The sequence below is a fragment of the Paenibacillus sp. S02 genome (assembly GCF_019454065.1).
GTDB lineage: Bacteria > Bacillota > Bacilli > Paenibacillales > Paenibacillaceae > Paenibacillus > Paenibacillus polymyxa_B.
The window spans coordinates 743,350-766,119 of the sequence record NZ_CP073682.1 but is presented as its reverse complement, the minus strand read 5'-3'; the positions used below and the strand labels follow the sequence as shown (position 1 = coordinate 766,119).

The 22,770-nt window shown below is 46.6% G+C and carries 21 protein-coding genes; 7 read left to right on the top strand and 14 right to left on the bottom strand.

Annotation, left to right across the window (positions count from 1 at the left end):
- The first annotated feature begins 331 nt into the window (after nucleotides 1-331).
- The 4 genes from KAI36_RS03435 to KAI36_RS03420 all read left to right on the top strand — a co-directional run bounded on the left by KAI36_RS03435 (nucleotide 332) and on the right by KAI36_RS03420 (nucleotide 3,004).
- Entirely contained in the window at nucleotides 332-1,243 is a 912-nt protein-coding gene (locus tag KAI36_RS03435; protein WP_220026958.1) for a helix-turn-helix transcriptional regulator, read from the top strand.
- An 88-nt stretch (nucleotides 1,244-1,331) separates the two neighbouring features.
- Nucleotides 1,332-1,682 carry a nuclear transport factor 2 family protein gene (locus tag KAI36_RS03430; RefSeq protein ID WP_220026957.1) on the top strand — a complete coding sequence of 117 codons (351 nt, stop codon included), beginning with the start codon at nucleotides 1,332-1,334 and terminating at the stop codon, nucleotides 1,680-1,682.
- 116 nt (nucleotides 1,683-1,798) lie between these two features.
- Entirely contained in the window at nucleotides 1,799-2,125 is a 327-nt protein-coding gene (locus tag KAI36_RS03425) for a DUF1330 domain-containing protein (RefSeq protein ID WP_258382240.1), read from the top strand.
- 84 nt (nucleotides 2,126-2,209) lie between these two features.
- The gene (locus KAI36_RS03420) at nucleotides 2,210-3,004 is read left to right on the top strand and encodes an SDR family oxidoreductase (RefSeq protein ID WP_220026956.1); all 795 of its coding nucleotides are present in this window, start codon (nucleotides 2,210-2,212) and stop codon (nucleotides 3,002-3,004) included.
- A 154-nt stretch (nucleotides 3,005-3,158) separates the two neighbouring features.
- On the opposite strand, the gene KAI36_RS03415 is transcribed toward KAI36_RS03420, so the two are convergent.
- The 7 genes from KAI36_RS03415 to KAI36_RS03385 all read right to left on the bottom strand — a co-directional run bounded on the left by KAI36_RS03415 (nucleotide 3,159) and on the right by KAI36_RS03385 (nucleotide 8,792).
- Nucleotides 3,159-4,577 (bottom strand): aldehyde dehydrogenase family protein, encoded by a 1,419-nt coding sequence (locus KAI36_RS03415; protein ID WP_220026955.1) that lies wholly within the window; start codon nucleotides 4,575-4,577, stop codon nucleotides 3,159-3,161.
- Between the two features lie 42 nt (nucleotides 4,578-4,619).
- Nucleotides 4,620-5,048, bottom strand: coding sequence for a universal stress protein (locus tag KAI36_RS03410; protein WP_220026954.1), 429 nt, complete (start codon nucleotides 5,046-5,048; stop codon nucleotides 4,620-4,622).
- Nucleotides 5,049-5,075: 27 nt separating this feature from the next.
- Nucleotides 5,076-6,287, bottom strand: a complete 1,212-nt coding sequence (locus KAI36_RS03405) for an MFS transporter (protein ID WP_023986944.1) — start codon at nucleotides 6,285-6,287, stop codon at nucleotides 5,076-5,078.
- A gap of 40 nt (nucleotides 6,288-6,327) precedes the next feature.
- Nucleotides 6,328-6,783 carry a MerR family transcriptional regulator gene (locus KAI36_RS03400; protein ID WP_220026953.1) on the bottom strand — a complete coding sequence of 152 codons (456 nt, stop codon included), beginning with the start codon at nucleotides 6,781-6,783 and terminating at the stop codon, nucleotides 6,328-6,330.
- A 343-nt stretch (nucleotides 6,784-7,126) separates the two neighbouring features.
- Nucleotides 7,127-7,228, bottom strand: coding sequence for a hypothetical protein (locus KAI36_RS03395; protein ID WP_023986941.1), 102 nt, complete (start codon nucleotides 7,226-7,228; stop codon nucleotides 7,127-7,129).
- Between the two features lie 113 nt (nucleotides 7,229-7,341).
- Nucleotides 7,342-7,926, bottom strand: coding sequence for a TetR/AcrR family transcriptional regulator (locus KAI36_RS03390; RefSeq protein WP_220028040.1), 585 nt, complete (start codon nucleotides 7,924-7,926; stop codon nucleotides 7,342-7,344).
- Nucleotides 7,927-8,180: 254 nt separating this feature from the next.
- Nucleotides 8,181-8,792, bottom strand: a complete 612-nt coding sequence (locus KAI36_RS03385; protein WP_220026952.1) for a pyridoxamine 5'-phosphate oxidase family protein — start codon at nucleotides 8,790-8,792, stop codon at nucleotides 8,181-8,183.
- A gap of 115 nt (nucleotides 8,793-8,907) precedes the next feature.
- On the opposite strand from KAI36_RS03385, the gene pdxR reads away from it, so the two are divergent.
- The gene (gene pdxR, locus KAI36_RS03380) at nucleotides 8,908-10,422 is read left to right on the top strand and encodes a MocR-like pyridoxine biosynthesis transcription factor PdxR (protein WP_220026951.1); all 1,515 of its coding nucleotides are present in this window, start codon (nucleotides 8,908-8,910) and stop codon (nucleotides 10,420-10,422) included.
- A gap of 9 nt (nucleotides 10,423-10,431) precedes the next feature.
- Here pdxR and KAI36_RS03375 read toward each other — a convergent pair whose 3' ends face one another.
- Complete coding sequence (locus tag KAI36_RS03375; RefSeq protein WP_220026950.1) at nucleotides 10,432-11,070, bottom strand: pentapeptide repeat-containing protein; 639 nt, start codon at nucleotides 11,068-11,070, stop codon at nucleotides 10,432-10,434.
- A 151-nt stretch (nucleotides 11,071-11,221) separates the two neighbouring features.
- On the opposite strand from KAI36_RS03375, the gene KAI36_RS03370 reads away from it, so the two are divergent.
- Nucleotides 11,222-14,521 carry a DUF5695 domain-containing protein gene (locus KAI36_RS03370; RefSeq protein ID WP_220026949.1) on the top strand — a complete coding sequence of 1,100 codons (3,300 nt, stop codon included), beginning with the start codon at nucleotides 11,222-11,224 and terminating at the stop codon, nucleotides 14,519-14,521.
- Between the two features lie 277 nt (nucleotides 14,522-14,798).
- Here KAI36_RS03370 and KAI36_RS03365 read toward each other — a convergent pair whose 3' ends face one another.
- Nucleotides 14,799-15,845 carry a hypothetical protein gene (locus tag KAI36_RS03365; protein WP_220026948.1) on the bottom strand — a complete coding sequence of 349 codons (1,047 nt, stop codon included), beginning with the start codon at nucleotides 15,843-15,845 and terminating at the stop codon, nucleotides 14,799-14,801.
- Nucleotides 15,846-16,018: 173 nt separating this feature from the next.
- Between KAI36_RS03365 and KAI36_RS03360 the strand changes: the two genes are divergently transcribed.
- Entirely contained in the window at nucleotides 16,019-16,417 is a 399-nt protein-coding gene (locus tag KAI36_RS03360; RefSeq protein ID WP_220026947.1) for a hypothetical protein, read from the top strand.
- A gap of 203 nt (nucleotides 16,418-16,620) precedes the next feature.
- On the opposite strand, the gene KAI36_RS03355 is transcribed toward KAI36_RS03360, so the two are convergent.
- From KAI36_RS03355 to KAI36_RS03335, 5 genes are all read right to left on the bottom strand, one after another.
- Nucleotides 16,621-17,448 (bottom strand): carbohydrate ABC transporter permease, encoded by an 828-nt coding sequence (locus KAI36_RS03355; protein ID WP_013308681.1) that lies wholly within the window; start codon nucleotides 17,446-17,448, stop codon nucleotides 16,621-16,623.
- On the bottom strand, nucleotides 17,445-18,329 hold the full coding sequence (locus tag KAI36_RS03350; RefSeq protein WP_023986930.1) for a carbohydrate ABC transporter permease: 885 nt from the start codon (nucleotides 18,327-18,329) through the stop codon (nucleotides 17,445-17,447). The genes KAI36_RS03355 and KAI36_RS03350 overlap by 4 nt, the downstream gene beginning before the upstream one ends.
- Before the next feature lie 38 nt (nucleotides 18,330-18,367).
- The gene (locus tag KAI36_RS03345) at nucleotides 18,368-19,648 is read right to left on the bottom strand and encodes an ABC transporter substrate-binding protein (protein ID WP_220026946.1); all 1,281 of its coding nucleotides are present in this window, start codon (nucleotides 19,646-19,648) and stop codon (nucleotides 18,368-18,370) included.
- A gap of 219 nt (nucleotides 19,649-19,867) precedes the next feature.
- Nucleotides 19,868-20,935 (bottom strand): response regulator transcription factor, encoded by a 1,068-nt coding sequence (locus tag KAI36_RS03340; protein WP_220026945.1) that lies wholly within the window; start codon nucleotides 20,933-20,935, stop codon nucleotides 19,868-19,870.
- Nucleotides 20,932-22,731 carry a sensor histidine kinase gene (locus KAI36_RS03335; RefSeq protein WP_220026944.1) on the bottom strand — a complete coding sequence of 600 codons (1,800 nt, stop codon included), beginning with the start codon at nucleotides 22,729-22,731 and terminating at the stop codon, nucleotides 20,932-20,934. Before KAI36_RS03335 ends, KAI36_RS03340 begins: the two co-directional genes overlap by 4 nt.
- Nucleotides 22,732-22,770: the final 39 nt, after the last annotated feature.

Below are 22,770 nucleotides of genomic sequence, written 5' to 3'. Positions count from 1 at the left end.
CATTGTTCCGATAAAGATACGTTTGAGTAAACTTGAGCAGTATCCTGCTCATGAATATCACCTCCGTTGCTTATTGATTTAGTTAGTGATTGATCAATCACTATTGATTGGTCTCAGTATATTTTATTCCTTTTTACTTTGCAAGTGCTTTTTGTTCAACTTTATATAAAAGATTGTAAAAAGATCTGATCCCAAGGCAGTGTTATTATCGCTGTTCAAAGAAAATAAAGTCCCCCAGTTGATGCCCATTAGGGTGTGATGTCAAGAATCACTTAATATGACTTTATAATGTCATGTTATAAGGTGTATGCTACCGAGAGAGGTGATGCGTATGCCGTTAAGCAGACATTTTGAAATCGTTTATATGTTACTCCATAAGAAAAAAGTGACTGCTGATGAATTGGCAGAGCATTTTGAGGTTTCCACACGAACGATTTATCGGGACATAGATGCCTTAAGCGCAGCTGGGATTCCCATCTACAGCAGTAGAGGCAAGGGCGGCGGAATATCATTGATGGAGGGTTATGTCTTTAACACCTCTTTACTGTCCGAGCAGGAACAAGATGATATCTTAATGGCCCTTCAGAGTGTGGCTACAGCTACCATCCCACAGGTAGAAGAAGTGTTGAACAAATTGAGTAGGCTTTTTAAAAAAGACATGGGAAACTGGATCGAAGTAGATTTTTCGCCATGGGGAAGCCAAAATAGCCAGAGACAGCTATTCACGCTTATACGCAACGCAATAATCACAAACCGTGTTATAAAGTTCCGCTATTATAACGTCGCCGGGGAACAGAGTTATCGTAGTGTCGAACCTGCCAAGCTCTTGTTTAAAGATAAATCCTGGTATGTGGAAGGTTACTGTTTAAATACCGAAAGTCATCGTGTATTTAAGATTAGCCGAATGAAAGAGATTGCAGTTACCGAAATTAGTTATGAGCCAAGAACGGTCGTAGCATCTACAGATACAAAGATGAACGACTTGCTTCATACCATTGAAGTAACTCTTCACATTTCTGCTCAAGGAGCTTACCGCGTATACGATGAATTTGCCGAGAAAACAATTACTCAGAAGGAAGACGGCTCTTATTCCGTCACGGCACAATTTCCTGTAGGCAATTGGCTGGACAGTTATCTGCTGTCCTTTGGTCCCCTCCTTATAGAGGTTAGCCCCGAACAAGTACGTACAAGAATATTGTCTCATTTAGAAACGATGAAAAGAAATTTAAATGATCCTCTATAATATGACACCATGTAGTCATATTATTACTGCTATGATGAGTTTGAAGTTATCGCTCACAACATACTCACCATAGGAGGTTGAAGAATCAATGAATCCACATAGAACCATGCCACCGGCAGTAGAAACTTACTTTACATCAGCGAACAAATCCCAGCTTGAAGTATTTACTTCCGCTTTCGATAAAGATGCGTTGATCTTGGATAATCATCGCGAAATCAAAGGTATGGAAGCCATAAAATCATGGTGTGAAGCAGAAATATTGGAGCCGAATGTCACCTTCGAGATCGTGGATATGGATGACAGTAATAATACCATCGTCGTAATTGCGAAAGTAGACGGAGACTTTGATAAATCGAATCTTCCCGACCCACTCCTACTTAAACATCAATTTCTAGTAAACAACAATAAAATTAAAGAACTGATTATTACACTTCCATAAAGTAATTAAAAGAGGATTTTGCAAAAATCCCATAAGCGACTTCCAATGAACAAGATATAGATCGAAATGGTTTAGTTCGTCTATATCTTGCACTTCGGAGCGACTGGAATCGAATTTTGCAAAATCCTGAAAAAAATAAGAAAGGGAAAACGAATATGCCCGCTTATGTTGTTTTTATACGTGAACAGAGTACCGATCAAACTGAACTCCAACTCTATTCTGAGTTGGCACCGGCAGGTTTGGCGGGACATTCCGTCAACCCCCTAGCAATGTATGGCGCATACCAAGTCCTCGAAGGACCCGATATTGAAGGGCTGGCCATCTTGGAATTCCCCACTTTTGAGGAAGCACAAGCTTGGTACTTTAGTCCAGCCTATCAAAAAGCCCTAAAGCATCGACTGCGCGGAGGGCGGTACCGGGGTGTCATTGTCGAAAGTTTGTAAGGTTCGCAAGACAAGTGAACTCGGAGGGGAGATACCTAGAGGTATTTCTCAACCACATTGTAAAATTTAGGAGGAATTATTCGCATGAGTTTTCAATTAGAAAACATTTTAAGTGAGTTTAAAGGCAAAAGAGCCTTGGTCACAGGCGGTACCAAAGGAATGGGAGAGGCTATTGCTAAGAGACTTACGGCTGCAGGTGCTACCGTAATAACTACGGCTCGAACGACTCCAGTTAATTTAGAAAATCCAGACCTGTTTATTCCAGCCGATATTAGTACGCCTGAAGGTGTAGATCAAGTAGTAAACAGTGTTCTTGAGCGCCTAGGCGGTGTAGATATTCTTGTCAACAATGTTGGAGGCTCGTCAGCCCCATCCGGGGGAGCCCTTATCTTGACAGACGAGCATTGGCAGCAAACTTTTAACGCCAATCTGTTTGCTGCCATCCGTTTAGACCGTGGATTGCTGCCGGCTATGGTGGAAAAGGGTTCCGGTGTTATTATTCATATTTCATCCATTCAACGTCGCTTGCCGCTATATGATGCAACATTGGCTTATGCTGCGGCCAAAGCAGCTTTAACTACTTACAGCAAAGGGCTATCCAAGCAGTTTTCACCTCAAGGCATTCGTATTAATACAGTTGCGCCAGGCTTTATCGAAACGAAGGCAGCACAAAGTTTGATTGATCGGATTGCTGAGACGACAGGTGACCGAGAAAGTGCATTAAAGCAACTGATGGACTCGTTGGGAGGAATTCCAATTGGTCGTCCAGGACGACCAGAAGAAGTCGCTGAGCTTGTTGCTTTTCTGGTATCCGACCGGGCCGCTTCAATTACAGGAAGTGAATATAATATTGACGGTGGAACAGTTCCAACGGTCTAAAACTCAAGCTAATTACGCTTTATCCAAATATTTACCAGTTTAATACTTTATTTTCATCTGATAATCGCGCAAAAGGTGAAAAAAAGCCCATCTAATGAGCAGACATACGCAAAACGTATTATCTATGTTCATCAGATAGGCTTTTATATAACTACTACCGTTTAATAACGATCAGCTTTGTTTCCAGCATTTCTTCCATGGCATACTTTACGCCTTCGCGTCCGGTGCCACTTTGCTTCACACCACCATACGGCATATGGTCGACACGGAAGCTTGGAATGTCATTGATTACCACGCCGCCCACCTCAAGCTTGTCCGCTGCATCCAACGCGGTCGTGATATTACGCGTGTAAATTCCCGCCTGCAGGCCATAGATCGAATCATTCACATGGTTTACGGCTTCATCTATAGAGCTAACAGAATGAATCAACACAAGCGGGGCAAACACTTCACGACAGGACACCTTGGAAGTCGGGTCCACATTAAGCAAAACCGTCGGCTCCAGAATACCTCCCTTGGCTTGGCCACCCAGAGCGATCCTTGCGCCTGCTTGAACCGCTTCTTCCAGCCATTCACGGACACGTTCGACATCCTTGGCTGAAATAAGCGCGGATACATCCGTGTCCGGCTCTAGCGGATCTCCAATTTTTAAACGTTGAGTTGCTTCGATAAATCGGGATACAAAGGTATCATACAGTTCATCAGCAACGTAAATACGTTGAACTGAGATACATACCTGCCCCTGATTGGCAAAGGCTCCACTCACACAACGGTCGATGATCGCGTCTACATCCGTATCACGGTCGATAATAACGGCCGCGTTGGAACCCAGCTCCAGCGTGACCCGCTTCAAGCCAGCCTTGGAGCGAATTTCTGTACCGACCGCTGGGCTACCGGTAAAAGTGATATAGCTGACGCGCGGATCAGTGACAAGTACGTCGCCAATGGTTTTACCATCGCCGCTGATCACGTTAAGAGCGCCCGCAGGCAATCCAGCCTGCTCCAGCAGCTCCGCAATCAAGTAAGCCGACAACGGCGTCTGCTCCGCAGGCTTCAATACGACCGTATTGCCTGCTGCCAGCGCGGGACCCACTTTATGAGCAACCAGATTCATCGGGAAGTTAAATGGTGTAATAGCTCCTACTACCCCTACAGGTTCTTTGAGCGTGTAGGCCATACGGCCCTCGCCGCCCGGTGCGGCATCCAGCGGAATGGTTTCCCCGTGAATCCGCTTGGCTTCTTCAGCTGCGAACTTGTAGGTTTGCACCGTCCGGTCAACCTCCGCCAGCGCAGCCTTCCATGGTTTTGACGCTTCACGTGCAATGATGCGCGCTGCATCCTCACGCCGCTCTTCCAGCAGGTCGGCCAGCTTCTCCAAAATGGCTGACCGCTGGTGCGCTGGCATGGCCCGCATCTCCGAGCGTGTATCAGAGGCCGCCCGAATAGCCGCCTTGGCATCCTCTGCTGTGGCCTCTGCCACCTCAGCAATGGTTTCCCCGGAATACGGTGATTTCAACGTCGTGTACGATGAAGCTGCTTTCCATTCTCCACCAATAAATAAATGCTGCTGCATGCTTTTTCCTCCTTCTCTTGATATCAACGTTCCTTTTAACATCTATTTTACCGTCAACACCGGACAAGGTGCATGCTGAATCACCTGATGACTCACGCTACCCAGTATCAATTCGGAAACAAGTCCTTTGCCCCGCGTTCCCATAATGATCAAATCCGTCTTCTCCTGCTTTGCACTTTCGCAAATGACACTCGCCGGATCACCATGACCCGCCAGCATACGGTAAGAAATACCCTCGTCCTTCAAATAGTCGGATGCTGGTTCCAAGATATGACGACCTTCCTCTTCGATCCGCTCATCCACATCAACCCCAACCGGGGGCTCATTCATGGATAAAGCCGGATTTACATGCAATACAGTCAGATGCGGATTCCCCTGAAGCTGCTTAGACAACGTTTTGGCTGTCTGCAACGCCTTCATAGCGTGTTCCGAACCATCAATCGCGACCAGAATATGTTTGTATTCGCTCATACTCTTTTCCTCCTCAGAAGTTCGATCTTAGTGTGCATCCACCTGAATATCCTGCATATGTCGACGACGTACGATCAGCACAGCTACGCCAATCAGTACCATCAATGCTCCAAAATAAAACGGGGTTTCTGCTGAGTACCACTCTGACAGCTTCCCTGCAAGCCACGGCGAAATTGCCCCGCCCAAAAACCGCATGAAGCTGTAGGCCGCAGATGCTGTCGAGCGCTCCACTGGAGCAGCCTGCATAACAGCAGTTGTAATCAATGTATTGTTAATCCCCAGAAAAATACCAGCTACAATGACGGCGACAATGACAGTCGTTGGCGAGCCAGCTACCGTCCCGATCGCCATAACACCTAAATCAATGGCAAACAGCGTCAGCATGATACTAATGGAAGATACCACGCTCAAGCGTGCTTGAATCTTCGGTGCTACAAACACCGAGGTAAAGGCCAGCATAATTCCCCAGCCAAAAAACACATAACCTAAACCATGCTCGTCCAGATTCATTACATATGGAGAATACGCCATCAACGTAAAAAATCCAAAGTTATATAACAACGCTACAATACCGAGCGTGAGCAAAGCCGGATAACTGAGCGCTTTGAACGGATCGGCAATGGAACCGCGTTTTTTGGGCTTTGGAATCGAAGGCAGCATAAACGTAATGAACAAAAATCCCACTACCATCAGTCCGGCTACACCGAAAAACGGACCGCGCCAGGAAATGGAACCTAACTCACCGCCCAGTAGCGGACCTACTGAAATCCCGAGGCCCAATGCCGCTTCATACAAAATAATTGCTTTAGCTGTTCCAGAAGTGGACAGGCCTACAATCGCAGACAACGCTGTTGCGATAAACAAAGCGTTCCCCAAACCCCAGCCTGCCCGGTAGCCCACAATTCCGCCAACTGTACTGGCGGTGCCGCCCAGTCCGGCAAACACAATAATAAACAAAATCCCGGTTAGTAGTGTCCATTTGACACCCAATCGACTAGATACAACGCCTGTAATCAGCATCGCAACGCCTGTTACCAGATTATAGCTGGTGAACAGCAATGACACTTGGCTTTTCGTAGCATGAAGCTGATCGGCAATGGCCGGAAGAATCGGATCGACCAATCCCAGACCCATAAATGAAATAACACAAGCAAAGGCGACCGCCCATACCGCTTTAGGTTGAGACAGCAAGCCTGAGCGTTCTTTTAACTCTTCAGGTAATGCGTGTTGTGAACTCATATTATGATGTTACCTCCACATCTGAATGTAAATGTTCTTGTTATGACGGGTCGTGATCAAGTTCCTCATCCAGAAGAATCTTGCGTTCACGCACCCTAACCCGCAACTCCTCCAGCTCAGTCTGGAGCATACGGATGCTGTTGATTTTTCCCTCCATTAATTCCAACTGTTCGTTCAGTGTACCTTCCATATCCTCCAACATGGCCCGTCGCTCGTTCGGTTGCAAATGCTCTGTTCGCTCGCGATATTCCTCCCGCTGGCCCTTGAGCATTTCTGCTGTGGATATGTAACGCTGAAGCTCTTGCAAGGAGAATCCAAGCACTTCCTTGGCACTCACTATTTTTTTTAGTAAATCCACATCCTCCTGTGTATACAGGCGCATATTTCCTTCACTGCGCTGCGGAGAGGGCAACAAGCCGATTTCCTCATAATAACGAATGGTTCGCTTGGTTAATCCGCTTTGTTTAGCGACCTCATCAATTTTATACGTAACCATGACACCCACCTTATGAAAAAGATTATATATAAATACTACGCCTCTATAACGTTAACGTCAACGTAAACTTTTATATAAAAAAGAAACCGCCTCTGTTGGAGACAGTTCCTAGTTTGGCTTGCACGGTCATAGACCCGAGCATCGGTGCTCAAGCCCATGAATATAGCTTTAGATGAAACAAGTACGAGTGATGATAACCAGTAAAATGAAGAGAACCAGAATAACACCAGTGGAGGTGAACATGTTACAACCGCCACAACCTCTATCTACTTCACCCATTTCGTATTCCTCCTCCCTACTGATTCCAGCAAATCTCCCGAATTTTAAATCCTTGAGCTACGAATTAGATGATAAATGCTTTGGAAATAATAACGAGCAGAATGAAAAGTACCAGAATCGCTCCTGTAGATGTAAAAGCTCCATAACCAGCGCCTACTCCAGACATGGTGATTCCTCCCTTCATGGTTTACAAGAGCATCTTATGCTTATGCCGTCTTCCATGATAGGGACAAATGCCGCACCAACCGCCCAAATCTAGGTTGAGGTTGTACTGTCCTGTTATTCTTCGGACCCGAGCATGCCGTGATACAGGAGGTTTCGTGCCTGCTTGGCAAGCACAGACGGACTTTCACGTCCAGGCAGCAATTTAGTTAACGTCAGCCGTTCAATCAAGCCGATCACGCATTCTGCTGTCAGTTCAGGGTCCAGTTCCTCACGGCAGGAGCCCCATCGTTGCGCCGCCAGCAGATGCTTTTTGATATGCTCAGCCATTTCTGCCTTAATACGTACTGAATCTGTCGCTTGGTAAAATCCGACACGAGTGATCGCCGGATTATTAGACAACACGCGAAAAATAGCTTCCAGAAACACTTGTCCCCGTTTCAAAATTTCAGCCTCGCTTAGGTCTGGGCCTATCTTCATGCTTTGTACCGTATCATTCACCAAAGTACCGAAGCTCTCCACAAGCTCCTCGTACAACTGTTCCTTGCTTTCAAAATGAATATAAAAATCCGGCTGCGTCAATCCTGCACGTGCCGCGATCGAACTTACCTTTGTCTGATAAAACCCCGTCTGAGCAAACTCTTCAGCCCCCGCTTCCAGTAACAACCGTCGACTCTCCCGACTTCTGACTCCTGCTCTCATCACGGTCTTGCCCCCTTACGCCACAAATCTATCGTATTATAAAGTTCCTATGCAGTAAGAACAACGGGCTTGAGGATGATATATACCTGTCCTTCAAAAGTCCTAATACAGAAGGACTGAACGTTTTGGAAAATCAAGGGCATCTCCCTACAAGGTATAATTAACCAATCTGACGGTGAGCGAGCAGGAATTATTACGCCGAATTCAAATATTTATACTTGAGGATTTTGCAAAATCCTGACTTTCAATATATATCAGTGATGAGGACAATATTTGCGCATCATCTCAATCGTTGTCAGATCATCATCCAGCCCCCGTTTTTGCAAGCCGTCAATAATTTGCTGACGTTCCTGATCTTTAACATTTTGGCCGAATTTAAACTTGGCAGTCCATTCCTCCGGTACAATTTTGATCAGAGCGACCCCTTTTAAACGTGAAGCATACCGAGAATCGCTGGCATCAATCGTGTCATACCCACCTTCTGGTTGCAGCTTACTCATAAAAATGGAAAATGCCGATGCTTTTTCTTCCAAATCCACTACATGCTCCGCATGACCACGCACGGTAATACTTTTAAAAAATGAAGTCGCCGGACATGCCATATGCTCATCCGTAAAATAAGATGGAATGAGCGCATATTCTTTGGCGGCTGAAAAAGTAACTCGATTATCCTCTTTCATCCGTTCCATCTTTTCTCCAGCACGGCTGCCATGAATATAAAAAACGCCATTTCCATAAGCGAAATTCAAGGGAACCACACGCGGAAAACCATCCTCGCTGTTCATGCCTAAAAATCCGAAACTGACCTCGCTTAGAAACTGCTCTATTTCCTCTAGTTCTGCCACCGTAAATTCTTTTCTTCTCACAGGGAACTCTCCTTTCATCTATTGACCAATGATACATTTCAGATTATGTTGAAAATGGATTCATAAAAAGATCCAATATGAACGAAAATGAGTGGTCCAATCGAAGGAGAAGAGTATGGATATTACGATTGCTTATCAGCGTGCGCTTCAAAAGTATCATTTAAAATATTTGGCATTGTATCATGCTCTTCGTGAGGGAATCCTCAATGACTCCCTTGCCAGTGGTACGCGTCTGCCTTCCACTCGTGATCTGGCTGTGATGTATGGAATTTCGCGAGGGAGCGTTAAAGAGGCATATGATATGTTGTTGGCAGAAGGATATATAGATTCGGCAGTAGGTAGAGGAACCTTTGTTATGGAACAGACCGCGGTGCTGCCTGACAAATCTTTAATCAACCAGCAGAAACAAAATTCACCTGTTGTAAAACAAAAAGCCCCTGCTCTATCAGCTTGGGGACAACGAATCATGCAGATCGAAAGGGAACGAAACTTACAGCGGTCTCCTGCTTCTGCTACAAATAGAGACAGTGCGCAACAGCCTTTGATTTCTTTTCAGGCAGGAGAAGTTGTATTGGAGGGCAACTCACAGATCGCATGGAAAAGCGCAATGACTGCCGCTGGAAAAGATCTGCAAAAGCCCTCGTCTGACGCGACGACTGCACCAGTGAGCGGTGATGAATGGCTGCGTGAAGCGATTTGCCATCATGTTGGCAGAACACGCGGAATTACGGCCACGCCGGATCAAGTCGTATTATGCAGTGGTTCCATGGAAGTGATCACGTTATTAAGTCAGTTGCTTATTCATGAACAAGATCGAATTGTATTGGAGAATCCCTGTTATTCCGGCATCTATCGTGCAGTTACTGCCTCAGGCGGACAGATACATGCTGCTGAAATGGATCAATATGGAATTGTCCCACAGGATTGGGATTCCAAACTCCTATTTGTTACACCTGGACGACAGTTTCCAACTGGTGCAGTGTTGCCATTAACACGCCGTCAACATATTTTGCAATGGGCAGCATCCAAGGGAGCGTGGATCATTGAGGACGATTATGACAGTGAATTCCGTTGGGCAGGACGACCCATTGAACCATTAAAAGCACTGGATCGCACAGAATGTGTCATCTATGTCGGCTCCTTTTCCAAGAGCATGTTCAGCAGCCTTCGACTCGGGTTTGCAATCCTGCCCGTTGAATTAGCCCAAGCGCTGACAGCTGCCAAACGACTATACGATCCCCTGCCGCCTGCCCGCTTGGAACAGCGCGCACTGGCACGTTTTATGATGCGCGGGGACTACGTTCGCCATGTGCGTCGGATGACTCGAATATACAGATCACGCTACGACGTATTCCAGCGTGAAATACAGCAGTTAAGTGAACTGTTTCACTGGCATCAGAACGATTGTGGACTACATGCCTATGCCATCTGGAAGCATGAGTCTGCCCAGTATCATCATTTGATGCAGACAGCACGATTTTACGGAGTCACATGGCGTGATGCCGCCGATTACCAACTGACACCGGGACCTCCATCAGCCTGCTTTATCTTTGCCCATTTAACGGAGCAACAAATTATTGAAGGGTTTAACCGTCTGCGCCAGGCTTGGGACCATATTAAAAATCAGTGAAGAGTTTCTTTATTTAATCACTAGTCCCAACAGCCCTACAAATGATGAAGCCTGATGCGGTGAGATGATGCAGCCATTCAAATCTTCTATATCCACCTGCAACCCATCAAATTCGCAATCGCTCAGATCAATTCCTTTGAGCTTGGACCCGGATAGCACCGCTTGATCCAGATTGCAACGGTTAAAAAAGGTTTTTTGTAGTGTTAAATGATACAGATCGGCACTTATTAAAGAACAATCCTCAAAACCAACTTGCTTAAAATTAGCAAAACGGAACATTGAATAATCCGCTAAGCAATCCGAAAAACGAACGTTTTGGAGCCTGCTTCTGGAAAAGTCTGTTCCAAGCAGTTTGCAGTTCCTGAACTCTACCCGATGGATAAAGGAACCGGAAAAATTAACATTAGACAGATCGCATTTATCAAAAATGACGTCTGTCCATTCACTTTCCGGTAATGACGATTCCATGATCGTTACATTTTTAAAAGTCATCTTTTCTAATGAAACCTTAACCGCTTCCACATTATCCAAAATCATATCTTCTACAGACCCCATACGATATTCGCCTTTGGACCGTAAGGAATACATTTCTTCGTTTAGTATAGGTAAGTCCGCAGGAATCTTTGGCAACTCCATTTTAATTTTCATAATACCTCTACCTCCACGATTGAGAGCCCTCTAGGACATCTATATGAATCTATTTTCTATCAATTCTCATGCATAGGGTAGCAAAAGTATTTCTCACACATATATTAACGTTGTGAGCACTCTCACGAACCTTTGTTAGGAGGTTGATAGCATGTCAGTACAGCTATCTAATCAAGTGTTCTCCATCTCTGTCGGAGATTACGGGGATCTCTCTTCCTTACGGCTGGTAGGGGACACTTTTAATACCAACTATGTCATGAACAGCTCCAACGCACCTAAACAGAATACGTCGGATCATCAGTGGCTGGGTGAACTGATGTTCACCTATCGTCTCGGCAACGGTGCGTGGATTCGGGCATGGACAAGTAATTCTGCTGATGCGCGCCAGATCACCTCTTCTGGAAACAGTGTCCAGGTAGCCTATCAGAATTCATCAAACAATCAGGGAATACGTAATTTCATTTTACATGAAACTTATTCGTTGGTTAACGATTATTTGCATTGGCAAATGAAAGTAACGAACACCTCTAATCAAACACTGGAGATCGGAGATTGGGGACTGCCGCTTCCGTTTAATGAGTACTGGTCCGGTGGCAATAATGAACAAATTTATGAAACCAGAGTACTCTCACACTCCTTTGTAGGCCATAATAGCTCCTTTATTACCGCCGGACGACCTAGCGGCATCGGACCGTATGTACTGCTGATCCCTGATGCCTCAACGGGTGCTGGTCTCGAATATCAGGACCATTGGAGAACTGAGGAGCATCCCGGCAGCACATGGGCTATGGAGCAAGGTGGCTGGTCCGAAGGACTGAATGTGTTCTATATCCATTCCAATGTCATCAAGAGCACCAACCGTGGCTATCTTGGAAGCACCAGTCTGTCGCTGGCTCCTGGTGAAAGCAAAACGTATGCCTTTAAATTTTACAAGGTAGCGGACGAGCAGGCCGTAAAGGACAGGCTGTACAGTGAGGGACATGTGGATGTGACCGTGGTTCCGGGTATGATTTTCCCGACGAATCTCAAGGCCAAATTCGATCTGCATACCAGCAAATCCATTACCTCTGTTACAGCGCAATATCCGTCTGAAACGACCATCAGCTATCTGGAAACAGCCCCTACAAACCATAAAATATATGAACTTACACTGGGACGACTGGGACATAACAATATTACTGTAAACTATGGTAACGGCGAAAAAACCGTTCTCCAGTTCTATGCCATCGAGCCAGTCGAAGCTGCACTTCAGCGCCACTCTACCTTCATGGTCAACAGCACCCAATGGAACGTGCCGGGCGACCTGAGGGACAAGGTCTTTGATGACTGGATGATGCAGTACAAGGCTAGACGCAACAGCTTTGCTGGTTACTGGGGCTGGGGTGATGATTGGGGACTAACTCACGGCCAGTTTCTGGCGGAGAAAAACGTTCAGAAGCCCGTGGCATCTGAGATCAAGGCAGTCGATGATTATTTGGAAGTGGCCATCTGGACGAATTTGATGGAAGGCCATCATACCGATTATCTGGTTCCTGATTTCCTGATGCCGCAGCCTAACACGACACCAACGTACCGTGGCTATGCCTATCCGCACATTTATAATACGTTTTTTAGCATGTATAAACTTGCCAAGCTGTATCCCAACCTGATCAGCTATCGCAATAGCAAAAACACATATTTGCTACGTGCTTATCGTATTTTTAAAGCGTTGTATGAAGGCCCTGTTGCTTATAACTGGAACACGGGACTCATGGGTGAGCTAACTACACCTGATATTATTAAAGCGCTTCAGGAAGAAGGCTTGACCACCGAGGCTAACGACCTGATTGGCAAAATGGCTACCAAGTACAACAATTTCAAAAACACCACCTATCCTTATGGCTCTGAGTATAACTATGACAATACAGGCGAAGAAGCCGTATATACACTCGCCAAAATGAACAACAATACGACGATGATGAGCAAAATCAACGCCAAAACGCGTGCTGCACGCGGTCATATGCCTGTCTGGTACTATTACGCCGATCCGGTCACCATCACCGGAGAGAATTGGTGGAACTTCCAGTACACCACCTCACTTGCCGGCTATGCGATGGATGACTGGACACGTCGGCATTCGTCCAAGCCCGAAGTGGATCAGCGTCTATCCTATGCCGCCAAGCTGGCGAACATCGGAGCGATTAACTCGGGACAGATCAGCTCTGATCCTGCCAACATCGGGGCGGTATCGTGGACATATCAGGCGGGCAAGGGCAATTATGGCGCACTCGGTCTGGACGGCGGCCCCCTCTTTAACGGATGGCGCGGCATGTCCGGAGAAGCCGATCTGGGACTGTTTGGAGCCATTAAAATCCTAAGCTCGGATGTTGCTGTAGATCCAATATTCGGCTTGTTCGGCTATGGCTGTGACGTTACAGAAAGCAGTAACAGCTACGCGATTACTCCAAAAGACGGTGTATTCCAACGTCTGCATCTGATCACCCAAAAGCTGAGTTTGGAGCTGAATCGGGATCAATATAGCTCGGCCATCGTGTCCAAGTCCAAGAACAACATCCGTCTGACACTGAAAAATATGACCCCAGGCACGACTCATACCACCGTTATGAGCTTGACCGGACTCGCGGCAGGTACGTATGACGTGCTCGTAGACGGCACCAAAACCGGCTCAGTCACGGCTGCTAACAGCTCTGCGACCACGGTCAGACTGAATATCGGTGCAGCAGCCAACTATGATATCCGTATCCAGTCGAGTACAGATAACCCGTCTCCCGCCGGAGATATTGTAGCCCGTTATGAATTTGACGAAACGGCCGGATCTACCGCAGCCGATTCGTCAGGTTATGGACAGCAGGCCAGTGTAAGTGGAGGCGCGTGGGGCGCCGGACGAAAAGGCAATGCCCTGCACTTTAACGGTACAAACGCCTTTGCTAGCCTGCCCGGTGGTATCGTTAGCAGCCTAAATGACTTTACGATTGCCGCGTGGGTACGGGTGAACACGCATAACGGCTGGGCACGCCTGTTTGATTTTGGAGCAGGCACGGATCGGTATATGTTTTTGACACCCAAGGCCGAGGGAACGGGTATGCGCTTTGCTATCACTGTCTCGGGGAACGGAGAGGAACAACAGTTGAATGCGCCAGAACTCGCAACAGGGGTTTGGAAGCATGTCGCCGTGACTTTGTCAGGCAATACTGGAATGATGTATGTGGACGGTGTAGAGGCGACGCGTAACACGAACTTGACGCTGAAGCCTTCCAGCCTTGGACTGACAGATCGGAACTATATTGGGAAATCCCAGTTTGATGATCCCTACCTGAACGGTGCAGTGGATGAACTGATCATTTACAACAGAGCCCTGACCGCTCAGGAAATCCGGGGCTTGGCCTCGGCAAGCAGCACCATTACAGCCCATGATGTGGGAGCCCGTTCATATGCCGAAGGAGCAGATTAGAATACATTTACACATTCATTCATGCCGTTAACGTTTTAGATTGTAAATGATTTGTACTGTGAATCATTTGTGTCGTGAATCATTTGTGTCGTAAATGATTGGTATCGTGAATGATTCTTGCTATATTAGCTCCACCCCCGGATTTCTTAAGTTAAATCTGTAATCAGGGGAGAAATCCGGGGAAATGATGCTTTCGAAGCGAGCCGTCCTATGGAAAGCATTTAAAGCGACCGCTTTACCGGGACGATCAGCGACAACTTTTCCATCTGGAGAGTGCTTAGCTCCGTCTAATGCGTGTCGTCCTTGGTCTTAGGCGAACCAGCTCCTCGCTGGTGAGCTGCCTAGTATAAGAGCGAGGGGAAGATCCTGTATCTACCCTGAGCACCCTGCCTGCCCCGTTGGGGCGGGCTACCCGTGTATTGAATACCTGCATGGCCCACTGCACCGGAAAGGCTATAGATAAGCGACCATCTGCCGTACCTGCATAGTTAACCGCAGCTGCATAATTATCTGACTGTCTGAGCCATACAGAGCCGGAATCCCCAGGTAGTGATACGGGAGTCGTACCTCTAATAACCGTCTGATCTTCGAAGGTCAGTAAGCCCAACTCTCCGCCATAATTGATTTGCAGGTCCGTATAGACGGATTCTACCGTGCCATTGACCCGCCCGGTCGTACGCCCTACCTTCTTCAATCTTTCCCCTATGCGATAAGCGGTCACATGACCCGGAATCGCTCCTACTGTAGCATAACGCGGATTGAGCAAGTTGTTACGGGTCGGAAGCGAAAGCGCCGCATCAATCAGGTTCGTTCCGGTGGGATTCAAGCGTACATAACGATAAAGCCGTCCTACACGATCCTGGGCAACCGTCCCCCCATCGGCTCCGCCTGGCTGAATTGTAGCCTCTCGATTGTCTGTATTGGAGGGATTGAGGACATGGTTATTGCTAAAAAGATAACGTGTCGCCGGCGCTCCAGTTGGGGCAACGATGAGTCCGGTTGAACCGGAGCCTTCAATCGTCCCGACACTGTAGCCGGCGATGACCGGGCGTATGCGCACTTTGTAGTCCGTGGCATTGGCTCTGATCTTTCCAGTCTTTACAATTCGGACTGGAACGTTCGTTTTCTTTCCTAATGCGGTGGCCGACAGGAGTCCGGTAGAGGCCGAAACGAGACGGTCTGTGTACACAATGACAGCGGCTCCTCTTTTGGGATGGGCAGGGTCCCTGTACCCTACGCCAATGCCGTGGACACCGGACATTTTTAAAACTCGCTTGGCCATCCGCTTTTTCACTTGAAGCGCGGCCGAGAAGGTAGCCAACATAATCATCTCCTTTTACATTCAGATGAAATATTGTATGGCTAAGGCCGCTTCGCGTTCCTTTTGATCATACGATCGCTGTATTGAAAGGCATATGAAAACATTCCAAAAAATGGTATACTCATTTCCGAAATTGACATCTTATCATTTGATTCTGATGTTTAAGGAGGTACTTTATGTTTTCAATCATGTTGACATACAGCATACAAGCAATTGTAATTTTACTAATTATCTTTGAATTGTTGAGAAAAAACAGAAAAAAAATAGGTTGGGGATCACTTTCACTGCTGTTATCTCTTCTTGGCATGGTTGTTTCTTTCGAATTCGGCAATTACATATTAGGAGACCAGTTGCTTTCCTTTTTAGGATTGCCCGCCTGGTCTAACAGTGTTGATAATACTAGGTTTCACTACACCATTTTTCTATCCAGTATTTTTTTTATTCCCAGTTTAATCATTGGATATAAAAATCCTAAAGAGTTTGGAGCTACAATCGGAAAACGGATTTCTAGTATATATCTATTTTTGATCATCATTTCGCTTTTATTTTTTATTATCAGTATTTTGCATAATTGATTTCCAACGCTCGTAAGTACATATATTACTGATTTGAAAACGCTCTTGGGATTTATGCAAAATGCTCATTATCAGCATTTTCTCGAAGTAACATTGGATGTGCAGTCATTCCAAAACAAAAGCCTTCCTTGTTTATAGGAAGGCTTTGATATTTATGATATGAGGGCGATGGGAAGTACCATCTGACTGCCCGCCGTCTCCAGTTATCCCTTAACCGCTCCCTCCGCAATGCCCTCCATGATGAATTTCTGAAAGAAGGCATAGATCAGGATAACCGGGATGGAGGTCAGCACGAGTGCGGCCAGAATAAGCGACCAATCCTTGTTGTACTCTCCAAACAGCATATTGGTCGAGAGAATCAGGGTGTAATGGTTCACATCCGTCAGCATTAACAATGGAAGCAAAAAGTCATTCCAAATCCACAGAAAATCCAAAATCGCAATGGTAACTGTGATTGGCAGCAGCAAAGGAAATATAATGCGAAAGAATGTTTGAAACTCATTACAGCCGTCCATTTGGGCGGATTCTTCCAGCTCACGCGGTATGGATTTGACGAATCCATGATACAAAAAGATCGCCATATTCACACCCAAGCCGATATAGATCAGGGCCAAGCCGTACGTACTGCCCTGAACGGACAAATCTTTTGCCATTCGCGTAAGCGGTATCATAATAGAGTGAAACGGTACCAGCATCGATGCGACAAACAGGAAGAAAATCGCACTGCTCAGTTTCCCCTGTGTACGAGACAGCTTGTAGCCTGCCAGTGCCGAACAGATCACAATGCCACCAATGCCGATAAAAGAAATAATCGTGGAATTAAGGGCGCTGTTCAGCAAATGAGTCTGATGAAAAGCCTGACTGTAATTTTCAAAGTGAAGCTTCGTGGGCAGCGCCGTAAAGGATGCAAACATCTCACCCTGTGTTTTAAACGAGTTAATTACCGCCATGTAGATTGGGAAGAAGGACACGACAGCGCCCACGCACAGAATCAGCGTAATCAGCAAGGAATTGGCTTTCTTCAGCCTCATGCCTCCACCTCCCTCTTCTTCATGACACGCAGCTGAATCAGGGTGAAAATGAGAACGATTGCGAACAAAATAACGGATTTGGCGCTCGCATAACCATAACGGAAGTTGTTGGAGAACGCCTCCTCATAAATGTTCATCGTAATCACCTGTGTACTGCGCCCCGGCCCCCCGCCAGTCAGTCCGTATACGACCTCATACACCTTGAAGGCACCATTCAGCGTCAGGAAGAAACAGATCGTAATCGCATGGGTAATCATCGGCATCGTTACGCTTCGCAATGTCTGAAATGCGTTCGCCCCGTCAATAATAGCAGCCTCCTTCAAGCTTTGTGGTACACCTTGAAGCGCAGCCAGATAGATGATCATCATATAACCGACACCATTCCAGAGCGACACGATAATAATTGAGAAGAAAGATACTTTCGGATCGCCCAGCCACGATTGGCCCAAAAAAGCGATAGCCGTCTTTTCGGCGATCTGTGGCAGCACGGAAGAAAAAACGAAGGTCCACATAAATGCGCTAATAATGGTACTGATCATATTGGGCATGAAAAATATCGTCCGGAAAAATCCTTTGGTACGTGTACGCGACTCAATCAACACTGCCAGAGCCAGGGCCAGTACATTTTGCAGCACAATCATGACCAATACGTATTTAAGGGTAAACCAAAGGGAATTGAGAAAATCGGGGTCTTCCTTCAACGATTCCACAAAGTTCCCCAAGCCGATAAAGCTGTAATTGGGATTCAATCCGTTCCAGTCTGTAAAGCTGTAGTACATGCCGCTGATCGTTGGAATGAGCAGGAAGATGGCGTAAAAGATCAGCGCCGGGGCTGTAAACGCCAGTAGCATGACGTATTTTTTATAGATTTTAAAAGGCATGGAGTCTCTCCCTCCCGGTGTAATTCTGTAGGTTACCGTTACTTGTTCACTTTGTTATACGATTTCCATGCCTTATCCAGCGCCTTAATTACGTCATCCTGGGAGAGCTGACCAGCATAATAGGATTGTAGCGATTTGCCTGCCTCGTCTTTGACCGCTTGCGGGATAGATGGATCTTGGTACGACTTGCCTGCTTTCACGTATTCGGTAGCGTCATTAACCCAAGGATAGCTTTTAAACGTATGCACTTTGGAGATCGGGTTGAATTTCAATGCTTCATAGAACGCGCTAGAATCCTTGTCATCCAGCACATAGTTAACAAAATCGAGCGCAACCTCCTTATTCTTGCTTGTAGAGGATACAGCCAGCGAAGTCGAAGTGGACAAATTAATCAATGTCGCATTGGAATCGTCATTGATCGGCAGCGGTGCTACCCCAAAATCCATCTTCGGATCCGATTTTAAAATCGTTTCCGCAAACCACGGCCCTTGAATCCACATCGCCGCTTTACCCGAGGCAAACGCAGCCGATCCATCATCCCCGCCGATTTCCAGCGCCTTGTCAGTACCATTGCTATTCACCAGATCAATAATATCGAACATGCTCTTCATTTCGGAAAAAGAGCCTTTATCCTGATTCATCCGGTCGATAAAATCCTTATTCTGTGTGTTCATCATTGCACCTGCTGTCAGAGGCACGAACAGCTGTGGAATCCAGGATTCCTTGTAGGACAACAGGAACGGTTTCACATTATTCGCTTTCAGCTTCTCGACCACAGCCTTCATTTCGGTCAACGTTCCCGGCGGCTGCAAATCCAAATCCTTAAATATCTTTTTATTGTACAAGTAGCCCCATGAGATCGTCTCCAAAGGAACCGCTACGACCTTTCCGTCTTTGGTTGTCACCGAAGGCTTCACACTATCCATCAATTTGTTAACAAAAGGCTGACCGGACAAATCCTCCAAATAGCCCGCTTTATAAAACGGAGGAATTTCATTCACCGCGTGCAATGCAAATACGTCCGGCGCATCGTTGGATGCGAGTCTTGTCTTCAAAATTTGTGCGGCGTTGTCAGCAGGCGGCATCTCCAGTTGAACCGTAACGTCGATATTTTTATCTTTCTTCTCTTTCGCTACGAACGCATTAATGTATTTATCGTAGTGCTCCTTCAAACGGGGCTGAGCAATAAACATTTTGAGATTCACCGTTTTGCCATCTCCACCGGAACCGCTGCTGTCACTGCCTGAAGAATTCGCTCCACACCCGGCCAATAACGTGCCAACCAGCATCGTGCTCAATACACCTTTCCACATTTTCATAAAAAATGACCTCCCCTATTTTGAAAATAACTGTTACCCATCGGCAAATCAGCTGTTATTCAAAGCAGCTATTCCGCCGGTCTTCAACCTCTATTCAGCTCTGTGCGAACTTCGTAAAGGCCAAATTCCTTTGTACTGCTCGTTTTGTATACGCTTTCATTATAGAGTGGGAGGTCACTTCTGCCATTGGACACCCTTAGCTTATTGAATTGGACTTTTTTAAACTTCCTTCCTCATTTCACCGGGTGCCATGCCAAAATGCTTTTTAAATACCCGATAGAAATAAGACACATCCTCATATCCTGCCATCTCCGCAACTGCTTTAATTGAAATCTGTTTATTGGCCAGCCATTCCCGCGCCTTTTCCATTCTTCGCTCTACGATGTAGTCCGTTACATTTTGACCATACTCCTGCTTAAATACCTTGCTCATATACTCTTTGCTCACAAAAAAGTTTTTCGCCAACTGCTCCAGTGTAATCGGCCCAGCAAAGTGACTATCGATATATCGCCGTACCTCTTCTAAATTCAGTTTGTTTTTGTATTTTCGCTGCCGAATGAGCTGATCCAGTTCCTGAACATAGCACGACGATACGAATTCCAGCGCATGTTCTACAGAGGACACGGCATCCTGCGGCAGTGGAAATCCTGCCTTTGCCGTAGAAGTATCCAGCCCGTTATCCGCTGCGAGCTCTTTCAGCAGGGAAAGAAGCTCCTGCACCAGCCTGCCTAGCATATGTGGACTTGGTGCTCCATAACTCTCCAGCTCCTGCATAACCTGCCTGCAGGTTAGGTTCACCCCGTCACGGTTCAACTCATTAAAATAAAGACGCAGCAGTTGCTTATACCGGGTCAACTTGTGAAAAAACTCATAATCCAGCTCTGTCGCTTCTTGTTGCTGTTCGGCCACCTTGACCTCCAGATCGTTTTTGCATTTGAGTAGCACTGCATTCAGCTCTGCAGGATTGACTGGCTTTAACAAATAATCGACGGCCTTATAACGGATGGCATGTTTGGCATACGCAAAGTCATCATATCCGCTTACGACAATGATTTTCACATCAGGACAATGGTTATTTAGCGCTTGCAGCAGCTCCACTCCGTCCGCACCCGGCATGCGCATATCAGTAATCACAATATGGGGAGCTAACTCCTCGACCAGCCTGAACGCCTCGTCCCCGTCTTCAGCCTCACCCACTACCAACATTCCAAGTTTTTCCCATGTGCCAAATGTCTTCAGAATATCGCGATTCCACGGCTCATCGTCCACAATTAATACTCTGATCATACTTTTCCCTCCTCTGCTGAGGTGAATGGAATGCGAATGGTGACACGTGTACCGACTCCCTGCACACTATCTATCGTCACTCCGTAGTGCATTCCAAAATTCATCCGTATGCGTGAAGACACATTGCTCAATCCGATATGACTACCCTGCGCCCAGATCGGTTCCTCCGACGCGTTTTCCAGCTTTGCCCGTAGTTTTTCCAGCTTGTCCGGGGCCATGCCGTTTCCATTATCGCAAACCGTAATACACACATCTTGTTTCATAATCTCCACCCGAATCCCCATTTGCCATGCCCCCGCCTTTCGATCAAGACCGTGCTGAAACGCGTTTTCCAACAATGGCTGAAGCGATAGCTTAGGCAGTCGAATATCCATCGCCTGTTCTTCCGTCTCCACCTGGAACACCAATCTTTGTGGAAATCGCCGTTGCTGGATGCGCATATAATGTCCCACATGGTCGAGCTCTGCGCGTAAAGAGGCCAAATCCTGAGGTTCCCGTACCACGTAACGGAACATCTCACTCAGCGACCGAATGACTTCATAGGTGTCCTCCGGCTTTTGAGAAAATACCATACTTCCGATCATTTGCAGCGTATTTTGCAGAAAATGTGGATGAATCTGCGCTTGGAGCGCTTTCAATTCAGCCGTCTTTTTTTGCAAATTTATACTGTATTCCGCCTGAATATGCTCGCGAATTCGGCCTGCCATCCCATGCAGACTTCTTTCCAGCAGCCCAATCTCATCCGGGCGTGTACTTGGCTGTCCAATCGGTCCTTTGATCATATCCAGCTCCTGTACGGAACGCGCCAAATGAACAATCGGACGTGCAGTCCGCCATGCGATGAAAACGGCAATGCAGATGGAAACTAGGATTGAAATCACGCCTACGATAATACCATACAGCATGGTTGAAAAGGCACTGTGGTTAATGGAGGAAGTGGGTACGATTTTGACCAGCTTTAGCCCAACTACATCCAGATCATTATAGAACACATAATGTTCAGTAGTTTGAATCACTCCAGGGCCTGGCTTAACGTCACGAAGAGCTGTCAGCACACCTGTAGGTGGAGGCGACTGCCGAGCCTGTGCTGGATACATGACCCTGCCATCTCCATCTGTAATAAGCACCTGATGCTGATCCCCTCGTCCCAGCAGGCCCAGCGTCTGATCGAATTGCGACCACAATACATCCAATGAAATAGCCCCCGTCTGCTTCTGGTCTTCAAAACGCCGAATACTGCGCGTCAAAGTAAAGCGTTCCGGGTCAGCAGAGCTTGGACGAATCGAATAATCCTTATTCGCTTGCCACATCTCGGCATACTGTGGGGGAATACCGCTCACTGTCGTAATTTCATTTTGCATGCTATTAAAGGTAAACAGGGTTTGCGATTGCTTCAAATAAAGCTGGATGCCGATCACATGACTTCCGGCCGAATAATACACATTCGCCATCGTATTCAGCATTTTTCGCTGAGCATTAAATTGGCTTGAAAGATTGTCAGGCTCGCGCTCATTCAAATAATCGCTCAGATCAGGGCTGATTTGAATGCTGTAAATCAGATGATTCAGACGATCTAGCTGGTCGCTGATATAAATCCCCGTCCATTTCATATTGGACATGTTCGTCTCTACCACTTCAGTTTCCATGGAAGCTCTACTTTTTTCCGCAGCCAGCACCGTGACAGCAATGACCGGTAGCACAGATAGAACAATCATCGTCAAGATCAGCTTGAGCTGAATGCTGCGTCGATACGGGGCCGTCAGCGCCCGGAACCAGCGGACTGCTCGGTTTGGCATAGCGATGCACTCCTCTATTCAGCCATATGCGAAAACGCC